The following is a 17,914-nucleotide window of genomic DNA, read 5'->3' as shown; positions in this document are numbered from 1 at the left end:
AAGCAAAATTGGCGACTCAAAGCGAGTCGCCAAATTAGGGTTTGATCAGTTCTTAATGAAATCCGTCCAAGCGCGAGTCATAGCACGTGATGTCTTATGCGGTAACATCTTTGAGCTATATAACTTCGCTTGCGCTTCTTCTGTTGGGTAGATTCCTGGATCTTCCAAGATTTCTGCGTCAATAAACTCACGTGATGGTGGGTTTGGATTCGCATACCAAACATAGTTACTGATTTCAGCAATCACTTCTGGACGAAGTAGATAGTTGATAAACAAGTGAGCGTTTTCTGGGTGCTTCGCTTCTTTTGGAATCGCCATTAAATCAAACCAGGCAAGCGCTCCCTCTTTTGGAATCGAGTAAGCCACTTCTACGCCATTATCTGCTTCAGCTGCACGATCTGCCGCTTGCAGAACATCGCCTGACCAACCAATCGCCACACATACATCGCCGTTAGCTAGGTCATTGATGTATTGTGATGAGTGGAAATAGGTTACATAAGGACGAACTTGTTTAAGCAGTGCAAGCGCATCTTTTTTATAAGCGTTAGGATCAGTACTGTTTGGATCTTTGCCGATATAGTTCAGCGCCGCTGCCATGATCTCTGTCGGTGCATTCAGGAAACCAACACCACACTTAGAAAGTTTCTCCATGTTTTCTGGTTTGAATACTAAGTCCCAGCTATCCACTGGCGCATCTTCACCCAAAACCTCTTTCACTTTAGCAACGTTGTAACCGATGCCCGTTGTGCCCCAAAGATATGGCACAGAGTAAGCGTTGTCGGGGTCGACAGTGTCCGCCAGAATCCCCATTAGTTTAGGGTCTAGGTTGCTGTAGTTAGTTAGCTTTGACTTATCCAGCTTTTGGAACGCGCCAGCTTTGGCTTGACGTCCCAGAAAATCATTACTTGGCACAACTAAGTCAAAGCCTGTATTACCAGATAATATCTTCGCCTCTAATACTTCATTTGAGTCGAATACATCGTAAACCACCTTGATGCCTGTCTCTTCCTCAAACTTTTTAATCGTATCTTCCGCGATATAGTCTGACCAGTTATAGATATTGAGCACTTTTTCCTCAGCCGCATAGGATGTCATTGAGCTAAGTCCTATCGTCATCCCTAACGCGATACCGAAGCATGCTTTTGTTTTCTCCATTTGGATCTCCGTTCCTGTTTGCTCTTTGGTTAATACCTTTGGGTATAAATCTCGTCGGCTACTGCGAAACGTCGGCGAGTGTGTTGTCTAAGGCTATTTTTGCCTTGTCGATAAACTCATCAATTTCTGCACGTGTAATGATAAGCGGTGGTGAACAGATCATGGTGTCGCCAACAGCTCGCAACACGACACCCGCGGCAAAGCAGTGTTCACGACATCGAGTACCGACATCAAGTTCTTTGTCAAAACGCTCATTGGTGGTCTTGTCTTTGACTAATTCAATAGCCCCGACCAGTCCTTTCGTTCTAGCTTCTGCCACCATTGGGTGTTCAAGAAGTTCATTCCAACGAGAAGCAAAATACGGAGCAATATCTTCACGCACACGATTAACAATATTGTGTTTTTGCATCTCTTTAATGTTGGCGATAGCAACTGCACATGCCGCTGGGTGACCCGAATAGGTAAAGCCATGAGCGAATTCAGTATCTGCGTCTGTCAACACTTGTGCGACATGGTCTCGAACCATTACACCGCCAAGTGGTAAATACCCAGAAGTAATGCCTTTCGCCATACACATCAGATCAGGTTTGATATTGAATGTTTGGCTTGCGAACCACTCACCGGTGCGCCCAAAGCCGCAAATGACTTCATCAGCAATAAGTAAGACTTCATACTTGTCACAGATACGTTGAATTTCAGGCCAATAACTGTCAGGCGGAATAATAACGCCACCTGCACCCTGAATGGGTTCCGCAATAAACGCAGCGACATTGTCTTCACCCAGTTCTAGGATTTTGGCTTCAAGCTGCTGCGCACGTTCTAGACCAAATTCATTCGCGTCGATCCCTTGTCCTTCACCAAAATGATAAGGTTGATCAATATGAACAATATTCGGTAGTGGTAGACCACCTTGGGCATGCATAAATGCCATGCCACCTAGACTTGCCCCTGCCATCGTGCTGCCGTGATATGCATTCTTGCGACTGATAATGGTTTGTTTATTTGGCTTATCTAAGCTTGCCCAGTAATGGCGCACCATTCTAACCACGGTGTCGTTGCACTCTGAGCCTGAACCGGTAAAGAACACGTGGTTCATGCCTTCAGGCGCTACTTCGGCAAGCAAAGTTGAAAGCTCTACAGCTGGTGGATGAGTGGTTTGGAAAAACAAATTGTAGTAAGGCAACTCTTGAAGTTGATTCGTCGCAGCCTCGATAAGTGGCTGGCAGTTATAGCCCATATTGACGCACCATAACCCTGCCATTCCATCTAGAATTTTGTTGTCATCTTCGTCGTAAATATAAATGCCTTCCGCTCGGGTAATAACGCGTGAGCCTTTATCGTTGAGTGCTTTAAAGTTGGTAAATGGGTGCAAGCAGTGTGCACTATCTTGTTCAATCCATTTAGACCCAGTTTGTTTTGACATAACTTAATTCCATTTCTCGCTGTATTAACGGGTTTGCTTTTCTCTATAGCGTTGCCTGTATTAAACGTTCAATAATAAGAACTCTCTTTCCCAAGAACTGATGACTTGGAAATACGTTCTGTACTCCTTACGTTTGATGGCTACGTAAGCAGATACGAATCGGTCACCTAAAATTTCTCTCAGCTCGTCACTGTTTTCTAACAACACCAAAGCGTCTTCTAGGTTATGAGGAAGTGAGTATGGCTCAGTGGTCATATCACCTGTGCTTTTTTCCGTTGGTGTAAGCTTCTCTTTCATACCTAAGTAGCCACATGCCAACGTCAATGCCATGGCGAGATAAGGGTTTGCATCCGCGCCGGCGTAGCGGTTTTCAAGACGGCGAGACTCTTTATCTGAGATAGGCACACGTAATCCAACAGTACGATTATCTTCACCCCAAGCCACGTTCGTTGGTGCAGAGTCACCAAATACTAAACGGCGATAGGAGTTCACGTTAGGCGCGAAGAACGCAATAGCCGCTGGCGTGTATTTCTGCATACCGCCGATATAATTCAAGAAAAGGTCACTGTTAGTACCATCTTCATTGGCAAACAGGTTTTTTCCGTTTTTATCCACCAAACTCTGGTGAATATGCATTGCACTACCAGGCTCATCTTCCATTGGTTTTGCCATAAAGGTGGCATACACATCATGTCTTAAAGCTGCTTCACGTACAGTGCGTTTAAATAAGAACACTTGGTCAGCTCTATCGAGCGGCTCACCGTGGTCAAAGTTCAGCTCCATTTGTGCAGCGCCAGATTCATGCACCAAAGTATCGACGTCCAATTCTTGAGCTTCACAGTAGTCGTACATGTCTTCAAAAATAGGATCGAACTCATTCACTGCATCAATACTAAAAGACTGACGAGCTGTTTCAGGGCGTCCATTTCGACCAATTGGCGGCTCTAATGGATAGTCCCAATCTAGATTCTTCTGTACCAGAAAGAACTCAAGTTCAGGGGCAACAACAGGTTGCCACCCCTCTTTTGCATAGAGGTTTAGCACTCGACGTAGCACGGCTCTCGGTGAGATATCTACCGGGTCTCCATCGACGGTAAAACAATCATGGATAACCTGAGCGGTAGGCTCTTTTGTCCATGGAACAAAACGAATGGTATTTTGGTCAGGCTCCAGAGTCATATCCTTCTCTGTCAGGTCGATCATACTTTCATCGTCTGGCCAGTCTCCGGTTACAGTCTGGAAAAAAACCACTTCGGGAAGACGCATGCCCCCTTCTCGAAGGAATTTTTTCGCAGGCATAATCTTGCCTCGCGCGTTGCCTGTAATATCGGGGATCAGGCACTCAACTTCAGTAATACGGTTCTCTTCTATCCATTTCCTAATCGTTTCCATAAATCCTTCTTTTTCAAAAATTGCTCAACGAATTTATCAATAAGCTCCATTTAGGATTGGCAGCAAGCTGTACAATTGTCAAACAAATATGTTAATTATTTTGTAACTTTTGAGATACTGATTAACATTTTATATACATTTGTGTTGTCTTTTACTGAACATTATGTCTATGGTTAAAAAGCAACCAGTGGCGCAAGATTCAAAACAAAGGCTTGCTATACATGGATAGGTTGGAGATAAGTGGAGGAGCCACAGTGGGAACAAGTCAACTTTCAAACAGTGCTGACAACATAGAACCAATACAGGTTAGTCACGATAAGCTAACAATTGAACGATTTATTGAACACCACCCTGACGTGACAACGTTGGATCTCATATTGTTCGATATGAACGGCGTAGTGAGAGGTAAGCGCGTTCCTTTATCACAACTAAATAAGGTACTAGAGCAAGGTATCTGTCTTCCGGCTTCTGTATTTGCCTTAGATATTTGTGGAGAAACCGTAGAAGAAACTGGTTTAGGTTTCGAAAAAGGCGATGGTGACAGAATTTGTCGTATGGTCACAAGTTCTTTGGTTACTACACCATGGCAGGAAAACAGTGCTCAAGCCATTGTGACTATGTTTGAACCCACATCCAATCAACCGTTTTTTGCCGACCCTCGCCACGTACTAGAAGTACAGCTAAACAAATTAGCTACGAAAGGCTTTAAGCCTTGTATAGCCGTTGAGCTCGAGTTTTACTTACAAGACCTTGAGCCCGATGAAGCGGGTAACCCGCAACCACCATTGATGCCGATAAGCGGTGAAAGGATGACACAAACGCAAGTCTACTCACTCGAAGAGCTCGATGAGTTTAAAGCGTTTCTAGATGAAGTGATTGAGACCTGCAACGCTCAAAATATCCCTGCCGACAATATCACCGCCGAATACGCACCTGGACAGTTCGAGGTCAACCTCAAACATACGAGCGACGTACTTCTGGCTTGTGACCAAGCTATGCTGCTAAAACGTGTAGTGCGAGCGGTGGCAAAGAAACACGGCTTCTACGCAAACTTTATGGCCAAACCCTACACCGAGTATGCTGGTAACGGCTGCCATGTCCACATTAGTCTGCAAGACGACGTCGGCAACAACGTATTTGGTGAAAATGAAGAACTACTACTCAATGCCATCGCGGGCGTTCTCGCTCATTTAGAGGATAGCATGGCAATATTTGCGCCCAATGCAAACTCCTATCGTCGACTTCAACCCAATATGTTTGTACCACTTCACGCTACATGGGGGTGGGACAATCGTACTGTAGCGGTAAGAATTCCAGCGAGCGGTACCGAAGACAAAAGAATTGAACATCGACTCTCCGGCGCGGACGTAAACCCTTATCTCACCGTAGCAGTATTGCTAGCATCAATAATCGACGGAATAGAGAACAAACTGACTCCACCAGCACCAATTGAAGGGGATGCGACCCTACTAGAACTGCCTATGCTTCCTATTTCATGGGATATGTCTCTCCATGAGTTTGAAAACAGTCAGTTTATGAAAAGCAGTTTTGGTGAAGAGTTTTGTAAAGTCTATCTTGCCAATAAAAAACATGAACAGGCGCGCTTTTCAGCACAAGTCTCTCCATTAGAATACCAGTGGTACAAATAAGTAAGGATACAAAATGAAAGTCAAACACACAGACTCTTACTATGCAGCATCAAGAAATCAGCATTTCGATTTCCCCAAACTTATGGGAGAACATGTTGCCGACGTCTGTGTGATAGGCTCCGGAATCACCGGAGCCACCGCTGCATTAGAGCTGGCTAACAAAGGCTTTAAAGTCATTGTGTTAGAAGCTAACCGCGTGGGCTGGGGGGCATCTGGTCGCAGTGGAGGCCAAGCCATTTTCGGTTGGGCATCAGAGCAGGACACACTTGAGAAATTAGTCGGTAAATCCGATGCCAAAAAGCTTTGGGACATCTCTGTCGAAGCGCTGGCGTTAACGAAATCGAACATCAACAAATACAACATTGATTGCGACTGGCGTGATGGCATGGTTCATGTGGGTATGAAACCACGCCACGATAAAGAGTTAAAAGCATGGTATGACGATTTAACTGAAAACTATGGTTATGAATCATTAGAAATGTGGGACAAAGATGAAGTTGCCAGTCGCATTGCAAGTACCAAGTATACCTCTGGAATGTTTGATAGTAACAGTGGCCACTTACACCCGCTCAACTATACCTTAGGTTTGGTTAATGCAGCCAAACTCGCTGGGGCAGAATTTTATGAAGATAGCGCAGTAAACAAGATTGAACATGGTGATCCGGCAACGCTGTTTACTAGAGATGGAAAAGTAAAAGCAAATCACGTCATTCTTGCTTGTAATGCCTATATGGAAGGGCTGGAATCGAAACTCGAAAATAAAGTAATGCCGGTCGGTACTTATATTTGCGCGACCGAGTCATTAGGCGAGGAAGTAACAGGATCGCTGATGCAAGATCATATCTCAGCTTGCGATATCAACTTCGTTCTCGATTACTACCGATGTTCCGGTGATCACCGTATGCTATTTGGTGGAAGGGTGAGTTATTCAGGCGTCGCACCATTTAACTTAGAAAAAGCCATGCGCGCGCGGATGCTTGATATATTCCCACAGCTTAAAGACACAAAAATCGAATACGCTTGGGGAGGAAACGTCGCCATCACTATGAATCGAGCCCCCCACTTTGGCCGGCTAAAACCAAACGTCTATTTTGCGCAAGGTTTTTCAGGCCATGGTATCGCCGCGACAGGTATGGCGGGTACATTAATGGCGGAGTGTATTGCGACCACTGCAGAGCGATTCTCTATATTTGATAAAATCAAACACATGCCCTTCCCGGGTGGTCGAATGTTTAGAACCCCAGCGTTGGTTCTAGCCATGTCTTATTTTAGAGTTCGAGACCTTTTATAAAGTAGATAAAAAAGGAGCTGATAGTAGCTCCTTTTTTTAGATTTTTAAATATTAAATTAACCAACAACCTATTGAGTTATATTAACGTCATAGTTTGATAGATAATGTATAACGCTTTTCTTAGGGATTTAATTGTTATATCAATTAAATCCCCATCATTATTTTAATAACCCCGAATGGACTTGCAGCCCCATTTGAGTTAAAGAATAAATTTTCCCTTCACCCTTAAACACCAGCCCGGCTTTAACTAATTGACGTAAATGAAAATTGAATTTGGTGTGATCTTCTACCCCCACTACTCGACATAGATCCATGAACTTCATTTTACGATGCAGTCGTAATTGTTTAAGCACTTGTCGTCGAATAGGATTCGACAGAGCGCTAAACACTAAATCATCATCCCGCTCTAGCTTAGGGGACTTAGGAGATCGCTGAGCATGAATTCGTTTCAAGGTTGTCGAAACCGTAGTGAGGTTAAAAGGTTTAGTAAGAAACTCGTCCGCTCCCTTTTTCATCGCATCCACAGCAACATCTACCGTCGCAAATGCCGTAGAAATCACTATGCCAATGTTCGGGTGAATTCGACGAAGACTTGATAACGCTTCTATGCCCGTTATACCAGGCATCACCACATCGAGTAACGCAACATCAAAGTGTTGTACCAATGCAGCCTCAATGGCATCTTCGGCATTATCAAATGCAACGACATCAAATGACTCGAGGCTAAGTGCTTCAATCAGTGCTTCTTGCAGTTCATTGTCATCTTCAGCTAGTAACAATCTCAGTGTCATTTCAAATATCTCGGAAGTTTTATTTCTACGGTCAAACCACAACCTTCGTTGTAGAGGTTCATTGACCCATTGTGCTGCATTACCAATTGATTCACTATAGCAAGCCCCATCCCTGTCCCTTCACCTTTTGGTTTCGTTGTGAAAAATGGCTTACAAGCATTCGCAATGATCTCTTTACTTATACCGCCAGCATTATCTTTAAACACTAGGACTGCGTTCAACTGCTCTTGATAGGCCTTAAAGGTTATAATTAACCCATCTTTTCTAGCATCACAAGCATTCGATATCAGGTTAGAAATTACATCTTGCAAAGCTTGAGCATCACCAACTACCTCTAAACCATGTTGACAATCTACTTGCCAGTCAGTGCCGTCAAGTCGAAATCGATTAAGCTCAAATGTATTGTAAATCACGTCTTGTACGTTCACTCGTTCTCGTAATACGGGCTTTTTATGTGCGTAATTTAGGACTTCTTGACTGATATCTGCAGCTCGTTCAAGCCCAGTACGAATTCGCGTCAACTGGCGTTGATATACATCGTTTTCAGGTAGCTGACGCTCAAGAATATCACAGCCCATCGTTGCACTTGAGAGTGGTGTCTTGATTTCGTGGGCCACGGCTGACGATAGCTCTCCCAATTCACGAAGTTTCACATCATGCAGTGACTGCTGAAGCCGAGTTTCTAACTGTATATCTCGCTCACGATCAAAGACTCGCAAAGCTCTCCAAATGAAGATGAGTATGAGTATTGCGCTAACCGTTCGCAGTATTATTACCCAGATGCCAAACTCGGCAGTAAGTACTCCTGCTGAAATGCCATATAAAACTAATGCGAGTCCAGTTAATTTAAACGGTTTTGAAGCACCATGCCCTTCGTGTTCAAGCTCATTCGCGTAAACGTACATCACTAACCCTGCTGAACAAGCAGCACCAAAGCCAAAAATCAAGCGAACTTGATTGGCAATCAGTTGCAGGTAATCGCTATAGCTTAACGCCCAGTACTGGATAACCACACTGAACATGAAATAGATAAACGCAGCGCAACCTAATGCTTTTATCCATCTTATCTGCCGCCAAGTGGTTACTGAAAGCAACTGCCACGCAAAAGCACCCAATGCAATATACGACAGCCACAACTTGGCGACCTTGAAGGTTGCTAAGCCCGTGACACTTTCTAGGTCGTCAGCGTAAATAACAAGATAAAGCTCAGACCACTCATGCAGACCATGTAATAAACCGAACGCAGCAAGCGTCGGTAGTGCCGATGCCATTGAAATACGACTTTGACTCAGGTCTCGGAACAATATAGCGAAAAAGATCGCAAAGAAAGCGAGTCCATAAACCAAATAAACTGAAAAAGTAAGTAATTCATCCATACTTTGTAATATTTTAATTCACATCGTTAAGTTACCTATTAATAGAAGTATTACATGCTAAAACAACCAAGTAAAATGTTGTGAAGTTTTATTATCAGATAGGCATCACTTTATATAAACCTTTGCGTTAAATAGCACTGTCACGTACTCGCTTAATATAACTGTAATATTTGGTTCTTAATCTCCGCTTTGTTGATTGGTACATACCGATTAATGGATTGAGTAGTTTCAATCACCTTAGTTTTATTTGAACACAAAACTAAACCGGGCCATTAAAAAGTATTACTCCTTTTTAATGGCCCACACTAAACGAATTATATCGGAGATATATTGTGAAATTTATCAGATCAGCTCTCTTGTCTTCTTTGTTAGTCACTGCATCATTCGGCTTGGCAGCAAAGACCACTATTAACGGTGCGGGCGCGACTTTCCCTCATCCAATTTATGCAAAGTGGGCTGAGCAATACCAAAAGGAAACGGGTATCCAGATCAACTATCAAGCTATCGGTTCTGGTGGTGGCATTCGTCAGATCACAGCAAAAACGGTAGACTTTGGCGCGACAGATGCACCGCTTACCATCGAAGAGTTGAACAAAGAAGACATGATTCAATTTCCTATGGTCATGGGCGCGATTGTCCCTGTAATCAACCTCCCAGGTATCAAGGCAGGTCAATTAAAACTGACAGGCAAAGTATTAGCTGATATCTACTTAGGAAATATCAAGAACTGGAACGATAAAGCTATTACGGGACTTAACCCAGATATAGCGCTCCCGAATCAACCTATTTATGTTGTCCACCGCTCTGATGGGTCAGGTACTACATTCAATTTCACTGAATATCTTGATCAAGTTAGCCCAGAATGGCACGAAAAAATCGGTGCAAGCAAAGACATCGCATTGCCCTCGGCAGCGACGGCAATTGGTGGAAACGGTAACGCTGGTGTCGCCAACTTCGTTACGCGCACTCGTGGTGCTATCGGCTACGTAGAATATGCATTCGCTAAACAAAATGATCTGGCGTACACACAAATGCAGGCTCACGATGGTGCATATCTAATGCCAACCATGAAAACCTTCCAAGCCGCTGCCGCAAACGCCGATTGGGAAGACGCTCCAGGATATCATTTACTTCTTAACAACCAACCGGGAGCTGATTCGTGGCCGATGACCGCCGCAACTTTCATCTTGATGCATAAGGACCAACCTGACGCCAAGAAAGCACAAGAGATTATTAAGTTCTTTGAATGGAGCTATACCCAAGGCAAAGCTGCTGAAGAACTCGACTATATTCCAATGCCGAAGAAAGTCGTTAGCATGGTTAATGACACTTGGAAACAAAGTCTAAAAACCAACAATCAAGCCATTATTAAATAATTCACTATTAACGAGCCTAACCTCTCGAGGTTCAGGCTCGTATTCCCAGTATTATGACTACTTTAACTTTATCCAACAAAGTAAATGGCGACTCAATTTTCGAACGATTGAGCTTTACTAGTGCCCTACTTATTCTTGTTACTCTTTCTGGAATCTTACTGTCACTCATTGATGGAGGATGGCCTGCATTTAAAGAATTCGGACCGGGCTTTGTATTCCATAACGTATGGGATCCGATTCGAGGTCAGTTCGGCGCTGCGTCAGCCATCTACGGTACTCTAGTGACATCACTAATTGCCATTATTATTGCCGTCCCTATTGCCTTAGGTACAGCAATATTTCTCGCCGAGTTAGCGCCTAAATGGGTCAGCGTACCGGTAAGTAAAGCGATCGAATTGCTAGCGGCTATTCCAAGCATTATTTATGGTATGTGGGGTCTTTTTGTCTTTTCTCCTTGGTTCTCAAATGGCTTCCAAACCTGGGCTGGTCAACACCTTATTAAAATCCCCATCATCGGACCTTGGTTTAATGGTCCGCCTATTGGCATCGGACTTCTTACTGCGGGCATTATTCTGTCCTTCATGATTTTACCAATCATGACGTCACTTACACGAGATGCACTAAAGTCTATCCCCAATGTGTTGAGAGAAGCAGCTTATGGTACCGGAGCGACACCTTTTGAGGTGATTACCAAGGTACTGATTCCTAAAGTGAAAAATGCAACCGTGAGCGCTGGTATCTTGGGTTTGGGTCGCGCACTAGGCGAAACCATGGCGGTCGCATTTGTGATTGGGGGTGCAAACCGTATTGAAACTTCTTTCTTTATGCCTGCTGCATCAATCTCATCGACAATCGCTCAGCAGTTTAATGAAGCCACCGACCCAACGCATATTGCATCACTGATTGCGCTTGGCGTTGTACTTTTCTTTATTACGTTCTTCGTGATGGGATTTGCTCGTCGTCTAGTAGGGAAAGCATCATGAAAATAAGAAAGCTAAAGAATCAGCTGTTTCTCGCATTCTGTACCTTCTCTGCAGCATGTGGTGTGTTTGTATTGGCTTGCGTACTGTATACCTTAGTGGGTGAAGGAATCAAAGGCATCACGTGGGCAGTCTTTACTGAGATTACTCCAGGTCCTGGCAGTCATGGTGGACTCAAAAATGCTCTATTAGGGAGCTTAATGCTCACCACTATCGGTATCCTCATAGCTACACCTATCGGGGTACTTGCTGGAACATGGTTAGTAGAGGCTCAGCCTGGCAATAAAGTTGCCGAATCAATTCGCTTCCTAAACGGTATGCTTATGAGTGCGCCTTCAATCCTAGTTGGCTTGTTTGTTTATGCGGTTATCGTGGTTCCAACCGGAGGTTATTCAGGCTGGGCAGGTGCAATTGCATTAGCAATATTGGCGTTGCCTGTGATCGTAGCGTCGACAGAAGAGATGCTGCGCTTGGTCCCACCAACATTGAAAGAAGCAGGAAGTGGCCTAGGCGCTCCGAAGTGGCGAGTCATCACCCAGCTTGGATATCGAGCCGCTGGACCCGGAATTATTACTGCCGTATTACTGTCTGTCGCACGTATTTCTGGCGAAACGGCTCCTCTGCTTTTCACTTCATTGAACAGCAGTTTCTTAACGACTGATTTGAGCAAACCAATGGCTAACTTGCCTGTCACCATATATCAATTTGCTATGAGTCCTTTCGCCTCTTGGCAAGAACTGGCATGGGCGGGCGCTCTCATCGTTACCACCTTTATTTTGATTGTAAATATCACGGCAACAGCTTTGCCGAAACTTCTAAAAGCGAGAAAGGCATAAGTATGGCTACTGCAAACATAATTCAAAATAGCGAACAATCCATTCTTGGAAGCTGCATTTCTACCCTTGATTGTGAGACAAACAACGCCAACGACGTGTCTAATCTGACACACCGTATGGATATTCAAAATCTAAACTTTTTCTATGCTAAAGGGCTAAATCCTGCATTGAAGAATGTGTCGATGCCGATATATAAAAACCGAGTAACGGCACTAATTGGACCGTCAGGCTGTGGAAAATCCACGCTACTGCGCACCTTAAATCGCATTTATGATCTTTATGGTAACCAGTACGCAGAAGGTGAGATTCTTCTTGATGGCGAATCCATATTTTCTAATACAGATGTAAATGAACTGCGTTCTAAAGTCGGGATGGTATTTCAAAAACCCACACCATTCCCAATGTCTATTTACGACAACATGGCGTTTGGGTTAAAGATACAAGGCGAGCTATCAAAAGCCGAGATTGACGCTCGTATTCAATCGGCACTTAAACGAGCGCACCTATGGGAAGAAGTAAAAGATAATTTGCATCACGATGCGAATGGCCTTTCGGGTGGGCAGCAGCAACGGCTATGTATTGCACGTACGATTGCCCTTGAGCCTGAAGTTATTTTGATGGATGAACCGACTTCGGCGCTTGATCCTATTGCGACTGCCGCAATAGAAACCTTAATCACAGAGTTACGAGAGAAATACACGATCGTTATCGTCACACATAATATGCAACAAGCAATGCGTATCTCTGACTACACAGGCTTTATGTATTTGGGAGAACTCGAAGAGTTTTCCCTTACTGAGACCATCTTCCATAACCCGGCAAACGAGCGCACAAGGCGCTATATTTCAGGGGACTTTGGTTAGTATTACGCAACCAACGACTCATCTTCATGGCCCGCTCTTATCGAGTGGGCTAACTTCTCTGACTCAAATATTCGATGAAAGCAGAAACGTTATCAGAGATTTCTTTAACATCTGGCTCAAGTAACTTTACTGTTATTTCTGAGTTTCGATTCTCCAATACCCCTTTATCAGTGATAACGAATAATCTCTTTCCTACTACTTGTTTGCTCTCGCTCTCAACAAGTTCGACGGACACAATCAATCGCAAGTTACGATCACGTGTGCCTGAAACAACCTTAGCTAAATCGATAACCGCACCAATAGGAATGAAATCCGTTGGCTTCACTGCACCGGAAACTCCTTCAATGTTCTGTACATCAACAGCCACTTCCAGAGTTTGTTTGCTATTCATCGATGATTTCACAGAGTGATTTTCTATTCGCTTTCGTAGCGATTGCTCAAGTTCAGAGCGCAATGTATCAACGACACTCTGTGACACATACGCTTGGTTTGCTTTACGCTCCGCGGTGACGGTTCCTAATTCTAGAGCAGCGTAGTTATTGAGACTAAAGCCTTGTTCATACCAAGAAACGCCGTCATACGTACCTATGGTTTCCACCGCAAAGTGTCGATAACTGTCTTGCGGCTTATAGTCTGACTGCGTTGGAAGCGTATTTGTACATCCCGTCACAGCTAACATCATCGATAACACCAAGATTTTTACTTTCAAGCTCCGGACCTCCTCAATTGTCACCTTTCAAGCATAGGCGCCACTCACTTAATAAACAGTGTCGAGAGTGAAAAACGTGAGCCATCGTGATTATCGTGGGTGTTGCTAGCTGTTTTTGTTAGAATCCCTCCGCAATCAAACGAAGACTAGGTAAAACCATGTATAAATTGACCATCTCTCTCGACGAGTTCTTACGCAATTATTGGCAAAAACAGCCAACAATCATCAAGGGGGGATTCGCTGAATTCCAAGATCCTCTCACTCCCGAAGAACTTGCAGGATTAACGATGGAAGAAGTGGTCGACTCACGTTTTGTATCTAATCTTGATAATAATTGGCTAGCCGAACACGGTCCTTTTGGTGATGATAAGTTCGCCTCTCTACCTCAGAGTAATTGGTCTTTTATCGTTCAGGCGGCGAACCATTGGCATGACGGCGCAGCGCAACTTGTTAAACCTTTTCAAACTATGCCGCAATGGCTATTTGATGATCTAATGATTAGCTACTCTGTCGAGGGTGGTGGTGTTGGTCCTCATATCGACCAATATGATGTATTCATTATTCAGGGTATGGGTAAACGTCATTGGCGAGTTGGCGCAAAAGATGTTGGACAGTATAAAGAGACTCAGCGCCATGAAGCGCTACGCCAAATCGAATCTTTCGAAGCAGAGATTGATGACATTTTGGAACCCGGTGACATTCTTTACATTCCACCTGGTTTCCCACACGATGGATACGCCCTTGAACCTTCAATGAGCTACTCTGTTGGATTCCGCTCTCCAAAAGAACAAGAACTTATTAGTAACTTCGCAGATTACATTTTGGCTCACGATTATGGTGATGAGCATCTCCACAAGCCCGATCTTCGCACACAAGACAACTTTGGTAAGATTTCAACAAGCGACTTAGATTCCCTTGTCAGCATGCTAAAAGCGAAACTGGATGACGAAGACACTATCAAAGATTTCATGGGATGCATGCTGAGCCAATCTCGACACCAACTTAATATTATTGAGCCTAGTTCAAAGTGGAGTTGCGAGGATGTGTATCAGCACCTAGAAAGTGGTGGCGCTATATTCAAAGTCGCTGGATTAAGAACACTTTCACACGAAGCCGAGCCGAACATGATTTATGTAAACGGTGAAATGTTCAAGATCCCTGAAGAGTTAACTAGCTTCGCAGAATTGCTCTCTAACCAAGATACTATTTGTCTTGAAAACAGCGGAGAATCGTTAACACAAAACTCCGCTGCGATTTCGTTAATCACTGAACTAGTCAATAAAGGCTATTGGTTTGCTGAATAACTAGCATAATGGCGTGGCTGCGTTTACCGTTAACACGCCAATTTTCCTTCTAAGATTTGATTCTTGATAACGTAAGTACAGCAAACAGCCCAGCAATCGCTGAAGCGCCTGTAACTAAACTAAAGATACTCGCTAATCCAAACCATTCTGCGGTGATTCCACCCATCGTTGTACCAGCTGCATAACCGCCCGCGATAGCAAACAGTAGCAAGCCTTGTGTAGAAGCCGGAGGCAGAGTGGTTACTTTGGCGACAATAGCCGGTTTAACCATGTCGACCATAGATAAGCATTGCATAAACAACAAATGCATGACTAACGGCAAGTAGAAAAATCGCGCGTACCCTGTCGCCAGTAAAGACAATACCAAACCGACGACAAAATAACCGATTAAACCGACTATCCATACCTTCCCTGCACCAAATTTGGTTAACGCTCGACCTGCGATATCCAACGTTAGTAAACTAATTACAGAGGAGAATGCCAGTAATAATGAAGTTGCTGACTTATCGATTGAGAATAAGCTTTCAAATAGATTAGGACCTTGCGCCACCTGATTGGAACTCGCAATCATAGCGATGAACACCGCCAATAAAAACGTCACGAACGTGGCATTCCAATGACCTTTTTCCGTTGTTTCTGACTCAGTCGTCTCTTCTAGTACCAAACGTGATGCCGCTTTCTTGCTGTCAATTTCACTGATCATTAATGAGAGTACAGCGGTAATAGCGACGACAAGAAATGCTACTTGAGAGCTCAGGTTTATACTCAGGGGGAGTATTGCTCCCATCATCACTGCACCAACAAAAATACTTTGGTTCATTCGAGTAAGACGCAGAGCTTGCTGTTCGTCGTTGTAACCCGCAGCCACGATAAATGTAGGATTAACCGTCATTAAAGTGATTGAGCCCAAGCCGACAAGAAACGTCGCCAAATACATTGCCAATGTTTGAGGGACAAACGCAAAAATAACCATCGCAACAATGTGACTCAACAAAGCGAGCTTCTGCGCTAAGGCATGAGCTCGCAAACGATCTATCACACTGCCTATGATTGGCGCAACAAAACCACTCAGCCCCACAAAGGCTAGAGCCGCGCCAGTATGTGCCATCGACCCTGTTACTTCAAATATATGACTTGGAATCAAAATCGGTAACGCCACCAACTGCACCGCACCAAACATAAACGCTGCTGCGTACCAATACGAAATACCATGTTTTTCCATCATAATTAGGAACCTAATGTCTAAAAGTATCCCAAAGTGTCCCAATTATGCTGCTGCGAAATAAGTAAAACACGGGATAGTTAAGTAACATACTATGACTAGTGCCCACTCTGTTCCTTAGCCAAATTGAATACATATTCCGCCCTCTCATTAGAAACTTTAACCTTGGGATTAGCAGAGCTATATCTAATTTCAAAGCTGATTCACAGATATATATTTTGTTACAGTCGCTTCATATAAATACATATTCTAATTGACCGCGATCATCTCTCTAGCACATCAAACTCCTCAAAATATGCACACTGTTCCACTATCTCAAGGCTGTCATATGACTGATTCAACTAAAGAACGTAAGGTAACGATAGGAAGCTACATTGCGCTAGCTTTTGCTATTGTGTTTTTCTCTGGGTTACTCCAATCCAACGAATGGTATGGGGTATTTGACTTTACAACACTCAACGGCGCATTTGGACAAGTTGCCCACAACGTAACTGAAACGGAAGCTGGCGTACAAGCTGCTACCACTTCGTTTCGAGGTGTTGGTGGTAGCGGTGCTCGTGACGGATTCATTTTTGCACTAACACTAATTCCAACCGTTATGTTTGCACTGGGCATGATCAATGTTTTAGAGCACTACGGAGCACTTGATGCGGCTCGCAAACTTCTTTCTCCTCTTCTCCGTCCTTTAATGGGTATCCCAGGAAACTCTGGCTTGGCACTTATCGCTTCACTTCAAAGTACTGATGCGGGTGCTGCGATGACTCGACAGTTGAAAGACGAAGGTCATTTGACCAAACGCGAAACGGATGTCTTCACTATGTTCCAGTTCACTGCTGGCGCAGCAATTGTTAACTTCTTCTCTTCTGGCGCGGTGCTGTTTACGTTAACGATGATGGACGGCTCACTAGCTGTTTCTTCCTCAATCGGTTTAGCGGTAGCCGTTATGTTCTTATTTAAGTTTGTTGGTGCCAATCTATTCCGTGTTTACCTAAATATCACTGAAGGTAAAGAAGACAAGTCGAATAAAGACGACGAAACTATGACTAAACAAGAGGCGACATCATGAGTGAAGTAAAAGCGAAAAAACCTATGGTGACGGACATCTTTGTTGAAGGTGCTAAGAAAGGTTGGGTTATTGCAACCACATCTACAGTCCCTAACGTTCTAATGGCGTTTGTCATTATTAAAGCGCTACAGATAACGGGGGCATTGGATGCAATGGGCGCTTTATTCTCTCCTGTGATGGCTGTATTTGGCCTACCGGGTGAAGCTGCTGCTGTACTTATCGGTGCTTGGATGTCTATGGGCGGTGCTGTCGGTGTGGTAATCACTTTATTCGACCAAGGCATTCTAAACGGCACTCATATTGCCATCCTAGCTCCAGCTATCTATTTGATGGGTTCTCAAATTCAATATATGGGACGTATCATGGGACCAATCGGTACAGAGGGTCGTTATATCCCAGTAATGATTGCAATTTCTGTCTTGAACGCGTTTGGCGCTATGTTCCTAATGAACATTTTGGTTTAACTCAGCAGCGCTTAAAA

At 44.0% G+C, this 17,914-nt stretch carries 16 protein-coding genes; 9 read left to right on the top strand and 7 right to left on the bottom strand.

Features of this window, described 5'->3' with window-relative positions:
• Window positions 1–45: 45 nt before the first annotated feature.
• The 3 genes from OH456_RS04100 to OH456_RS04090 are packed head-to-tail and all read right to left on the bottom strand — an operon-like array spanning window position 46 to window position 3,970.
• Window positions 46–1,155: a polyamine ABC transporter substrate-binding protein gene (locus OH456_RS04100; protein WP_006069545.1), complete on the bottom strand. Its 1,110-nt coding sequence runs from the start codon at window positions 1,153–1,155 to the stop codon at window positions 46–48.
• A gap of 58 nt (window positions 1,156–1,213) precedes the next feature.
• Complete coding sequence (locus OH456_RS04095; protein WP_006069544.1) at window positions 1,214–2,578, bottom strand: aspartate aminotransferase family protein; 1,365 nt, start codon at window positions 2,576–2,578, stop codon at window positions 1,214–1,216.
• Between the two features lie 60 nt (window positions 2,579–2,638).
• Window positions 2,639–3,970 carry a glutamine synthetase family protein gene (locus tag OH456_RS04090; RefSeq protein ID WP_006069543.1) on the bottom strand — a complete coding sequence of 444 codons (1,332 nt, stop codon included), beginning with the start codon at window positions 3,968–3,970 and terminating at the stop codon, window positions 2,639–2,641.
• Between the two features lie 236 nt (window positions 3,971–4,206).
• On the opposite strand from OH456_RS04090, the gene OH456_RS04085 reads away from it, so the two are divergent.
• Both OH456_RS04085 and OH456_RS04080 read left to right on the top strand, forming a co-directional pair.
• The gene (locus tag OH456_RS04085) at window positions 4,207–5,619 is read left to right on the top strand and encodes a glutamine synthetase family protein (protein WP_412104893.1); all 1,413 of its coding nucleotides are present in this window, start codon (window positions 4,207–4,209) and stop codon (window positions 5,617–5,619) included.
• A 13-nt stretch (window positions 5,620–5,632) separates the two neighbouring features.
• Complete coding sequence (locus OH456_RS04080; RefSeq protein ID WP_270032861.1) at window positions 5,633–6,910, top strand: NAD(P)/FAD-dependent oxidoreductase; 1,278 nt, start codon at window positions 5,633–5,635, stop codon at window positions 6,908–6,910.
• A 158-nt stretch (window positions 6,911–7,068) separates the two neighbouring features.
• Here OH456_RS04080 and OH456_RS04075 read toward each other — a convergent pair whose 3' ends face one another.
• Both OH456_RS04075 and OH456_RS04070 read right to left on the bottom strand, forming a co-directional pair.
• A complete protein-coding gene (locus OH456_RS04075; protein ID WP_270032860.1) occupies window positions 7,069–7,701 on the bottom strand; it encodes a response regulator in 633 nt (210 codons plus the stop codon).
• On the bottom strand, window positions 7,698–9,077 hold the full coding sequence (locus OH456_RS04070) for a sensor histidine kinase (protein ID WP_270032859.1): 1,380 nt from the start codon (window positions 9,075–9,077) through the stop codon (window positions 7,698–7,700). The genes OH456_RS04075 and OH456_RS04070 overlap by 4 nt, the downstream gene beginning before the upstream one ends.
• A 332-nt stretch (window positions 9,078–9,409) precedes the next feature.
• On the opposite strand from OH456_RS04070, the gene pstS reads away from it, so the two are divergent.
• From pstS to pstB, 4 genes are all read left to right on the top strand, one after another.
• Window positions 9,410–10,453 carry a phosphate ABC transporter substrate-binding protein PstS gene (gene pstS / locus OH456_RS04065; RefSeq protein ID WP_270032858.1) on the top strand — a complete coding sequence of 348 codons (1,044 nt, stop codon included), beginning with the start codon at window positions 9,410–9,412 and terminating at the stop codon, window positions 10,451–10,453.
• A gap of 53 nt (window positions 10,454–10,506) precedes the next feature.
• Window positions 10,507–11,436, top strand: a complete 930-nt coding sequence (gene pstC, locus OH456_RS04060) for a phosphate ABC transporter permease subunit PstC (protein WP_270032857.1) — start codon at window positions 10,507–10,509, stop codon at window positions 11,434–11,436.
• On the top strand, window positions 11,433–12,269 hold the full coding sequence (gene pstA, locus OH456_RS04055; RefSeq protein ID WP_270032856.1) for a phosphate ABC transporter permease PstA: 837 nt from the start codon (window positions 11,433–11,435) through the stop codon (window positions 12,267–12,269). The genes pstC and pstA overlap by 4 nt, the downstream gene beginning before the upstream one ends.
• Window positions 12,270–12,385: 116 nt before the next feature.
• A complete protein-coding gene (gene pstB, locus OH456_RS04050) occupies window positions 12,386–13,132 on the top strand; it encodes a phosphate ABC transporter ATP-binding protein PstB (protein WP_443088624.1) in 747 nt (248 codons plus the stop codon).
• Window positions 13,133–13,181: 49 nt separating this feature from the next.
• Here the strand turns inward: pstB and OH456_RS04045 are convergent, their stop codons facing one another.
• Complete coding sequence (locus OH456_RS04045; RefSeq protein WP_006069534.1) at window positions 13,182–13,841, bottom strand: DUF3313 family protein; 660 nt, start codon at window positions 13,839–13,841, stop codon at window positions 13,182–13,184.
• A 158-nt stretch (window positions 13,842–13,999) separates the two neighbouring features.
• On the opposite strand from OH456_RS04045, the gene OH456_RS04040 reads away from it, so the two are divergent.
• On the top strand, window positions 14,000–15,145 hold the full coding sequence (locus OH456_RS04040; RefSeq protein ID WP_270032854.1) for a ribosomal protein uL16 3-hydroxylase: 1,146 nt from the start codon (window positions 14,000–14,002) through the stop codon (window positions 15,143–15,145).
• A gap of 49 nt (window positions 15,146–15,194) precedes the next feature.
• Here OH456_RS04040 and OH456_RS04035 read toward each other — a convergent pair whose 3' ends face one another.
• Window positions 15,195–16,370: a hypothetical protein gene (locus OH456_RS04035; protein ID WP_270032853.1), complete on the bottom strand. Its 1,176-nt coding sequence runs from the start codon at window positions 16,368–16,370 to the stop codon at window positions 15,195–15,197.
• Window positions 16,371–16,695: 325 nt separating this feature from the next.
• Between OH456_RS04035 and OH456_RS04030 the strand changes: the two genes are divergently transcribed.
• Both OH456_RS04030 and OH456_RS04025 read left to right on the top strand, forming a co-directional pair.
• Window positions 16,696–17,433, top strand: a complete 738-nt coding sequence (locus OH456_RS04030; protein WP_006069531.1) for a nucleoside recognition domain-containing protein — start codon at window positions 16,696–16,698, stop codon at window positions 17,431–17,433.
• Window positions 17,430–17,897, top strand: coding sequence for a YjiG family protein (locus OH456_RS04025; protein ID WP_006069530.1), 468 nt, complete (start codon window positions 17,430–17,432; stop codon window positions 17,895–17,897). Before OH456_RS04030 ends, OH456_RS04025 begins: the two co-directional genes overlap by 4 nt.
• The last annotated feature ends 17 nt before the right edge of the window (window positions 17,898–17,914 follow it).

Origin of the sequence: Vibrio sp. La 4.2.2 (genome assembly GCF_027586995.1) — a bacterium.
Lineage (GTDB): Bacteria > Pseudomonadota > Gammaproteobacteria > Enterobacterales > Vibrionaceae > Vibrio > Vibrio mediterranei.
This window is presented reverse-complemented; position numbering and strand designations above follow the sequence as displayed.

What these genes read in the sequence shown, in the direction of transcription:
- OH456_RS04100 (WP_006069545.1), bottom strand. Translation starts at nt 1,155, where the DNA reads ATGGAGAAAACAAAAGCATGCTTCGGTATCGCGTTAGGGATGACGATA.
- OH456_RS04030 (WP_006069531.1), top strand. Translation starts at nt 16,696, where the DNA reads ATGACTGATTCAACTAAAGAACGTAAGGTAACGATAGGAAGCTACATT.
- OH456_RS04040 (WP_270032854.1), top strand. Translation starts at nt 14,000, where the DNA reads ATGTATAAATTGACCATCTCTCTCGACGAGTTCTTACGCAATTATTGG.
- OH456_RS04095 (WP_006069544.1), bottom strand. Translation starts at nt 2,578, where the DNA reads ATGTCAAAACAAACTGGGTCTAAATGGATTGAACAAGATAGTGCACAC.
- pstB (WP_443088624.1), top strand. Translation starts at nt 12,386, where the DNA reads ATGGATATTCAAAATCTAAACTTTTTCTATGCTAAAGGGCTAAATCCT.
- OH456_RS04075 (WP_270032860.1), bottom strand. Translation starts at nt 7,701, where the DNA reads ATGACACTGAGATTGTTACTAGCTGAAGATGACAATGAACTGCAAGAA.
- OH456_RS04035 (WP_270032853.1), bottom strand. Translation starts at nt 16,370, where the DNA reads ATGATGGAAAAACATGGTATTTCGTATTGGTACGCAGCAGCGTTTATG.
- pstA (WP_270032856.1), top strand. Translation starts at nt 11,433, where the DNA reads ATGAAAATAAGAAAGCTAAAGAATCAGCTGTTTCTCGCATTCTGTACC.
- OH456_RS04080 (WP_270032861.1), top strand. Translation starts at nt 5,633, where the DNA reads ATGAAAGTCAAACACACAGACTCTTACTATGCAGCATCAAGAAATCAG.
- pstC (WP_270032857.1), top strand. Translation starts at nt 10,507, where the DNA reads ATGACTACTTTAACTTTATCCAACAAAGTAAATGGCGACTCAATTTTC.
- OH456_RS04090 (WP_006069543.1), bottom strand. Translation starts at nt 3,970, where the DNA reads ATGGAAACGATTAGGAAATGGATAGAAGAGAACCGTATTACTGAAGTT.
- OH456_RS04025 (WP_006069530.1), top strand. Translation starts at nt 17,430, where the DNA reads ATGAGTGAAGTAAAAGCGAAAAAACCTATGGTGACGGACATCTTTGTT.
- OH456_RS04070 (WP_270032859.1), bottom strand. Translation starts at nt 9,077, where the DNA reads ATGGATGAATTACTTACTTTTTCAGTTTATTTGGTTTATGGACTCGCT.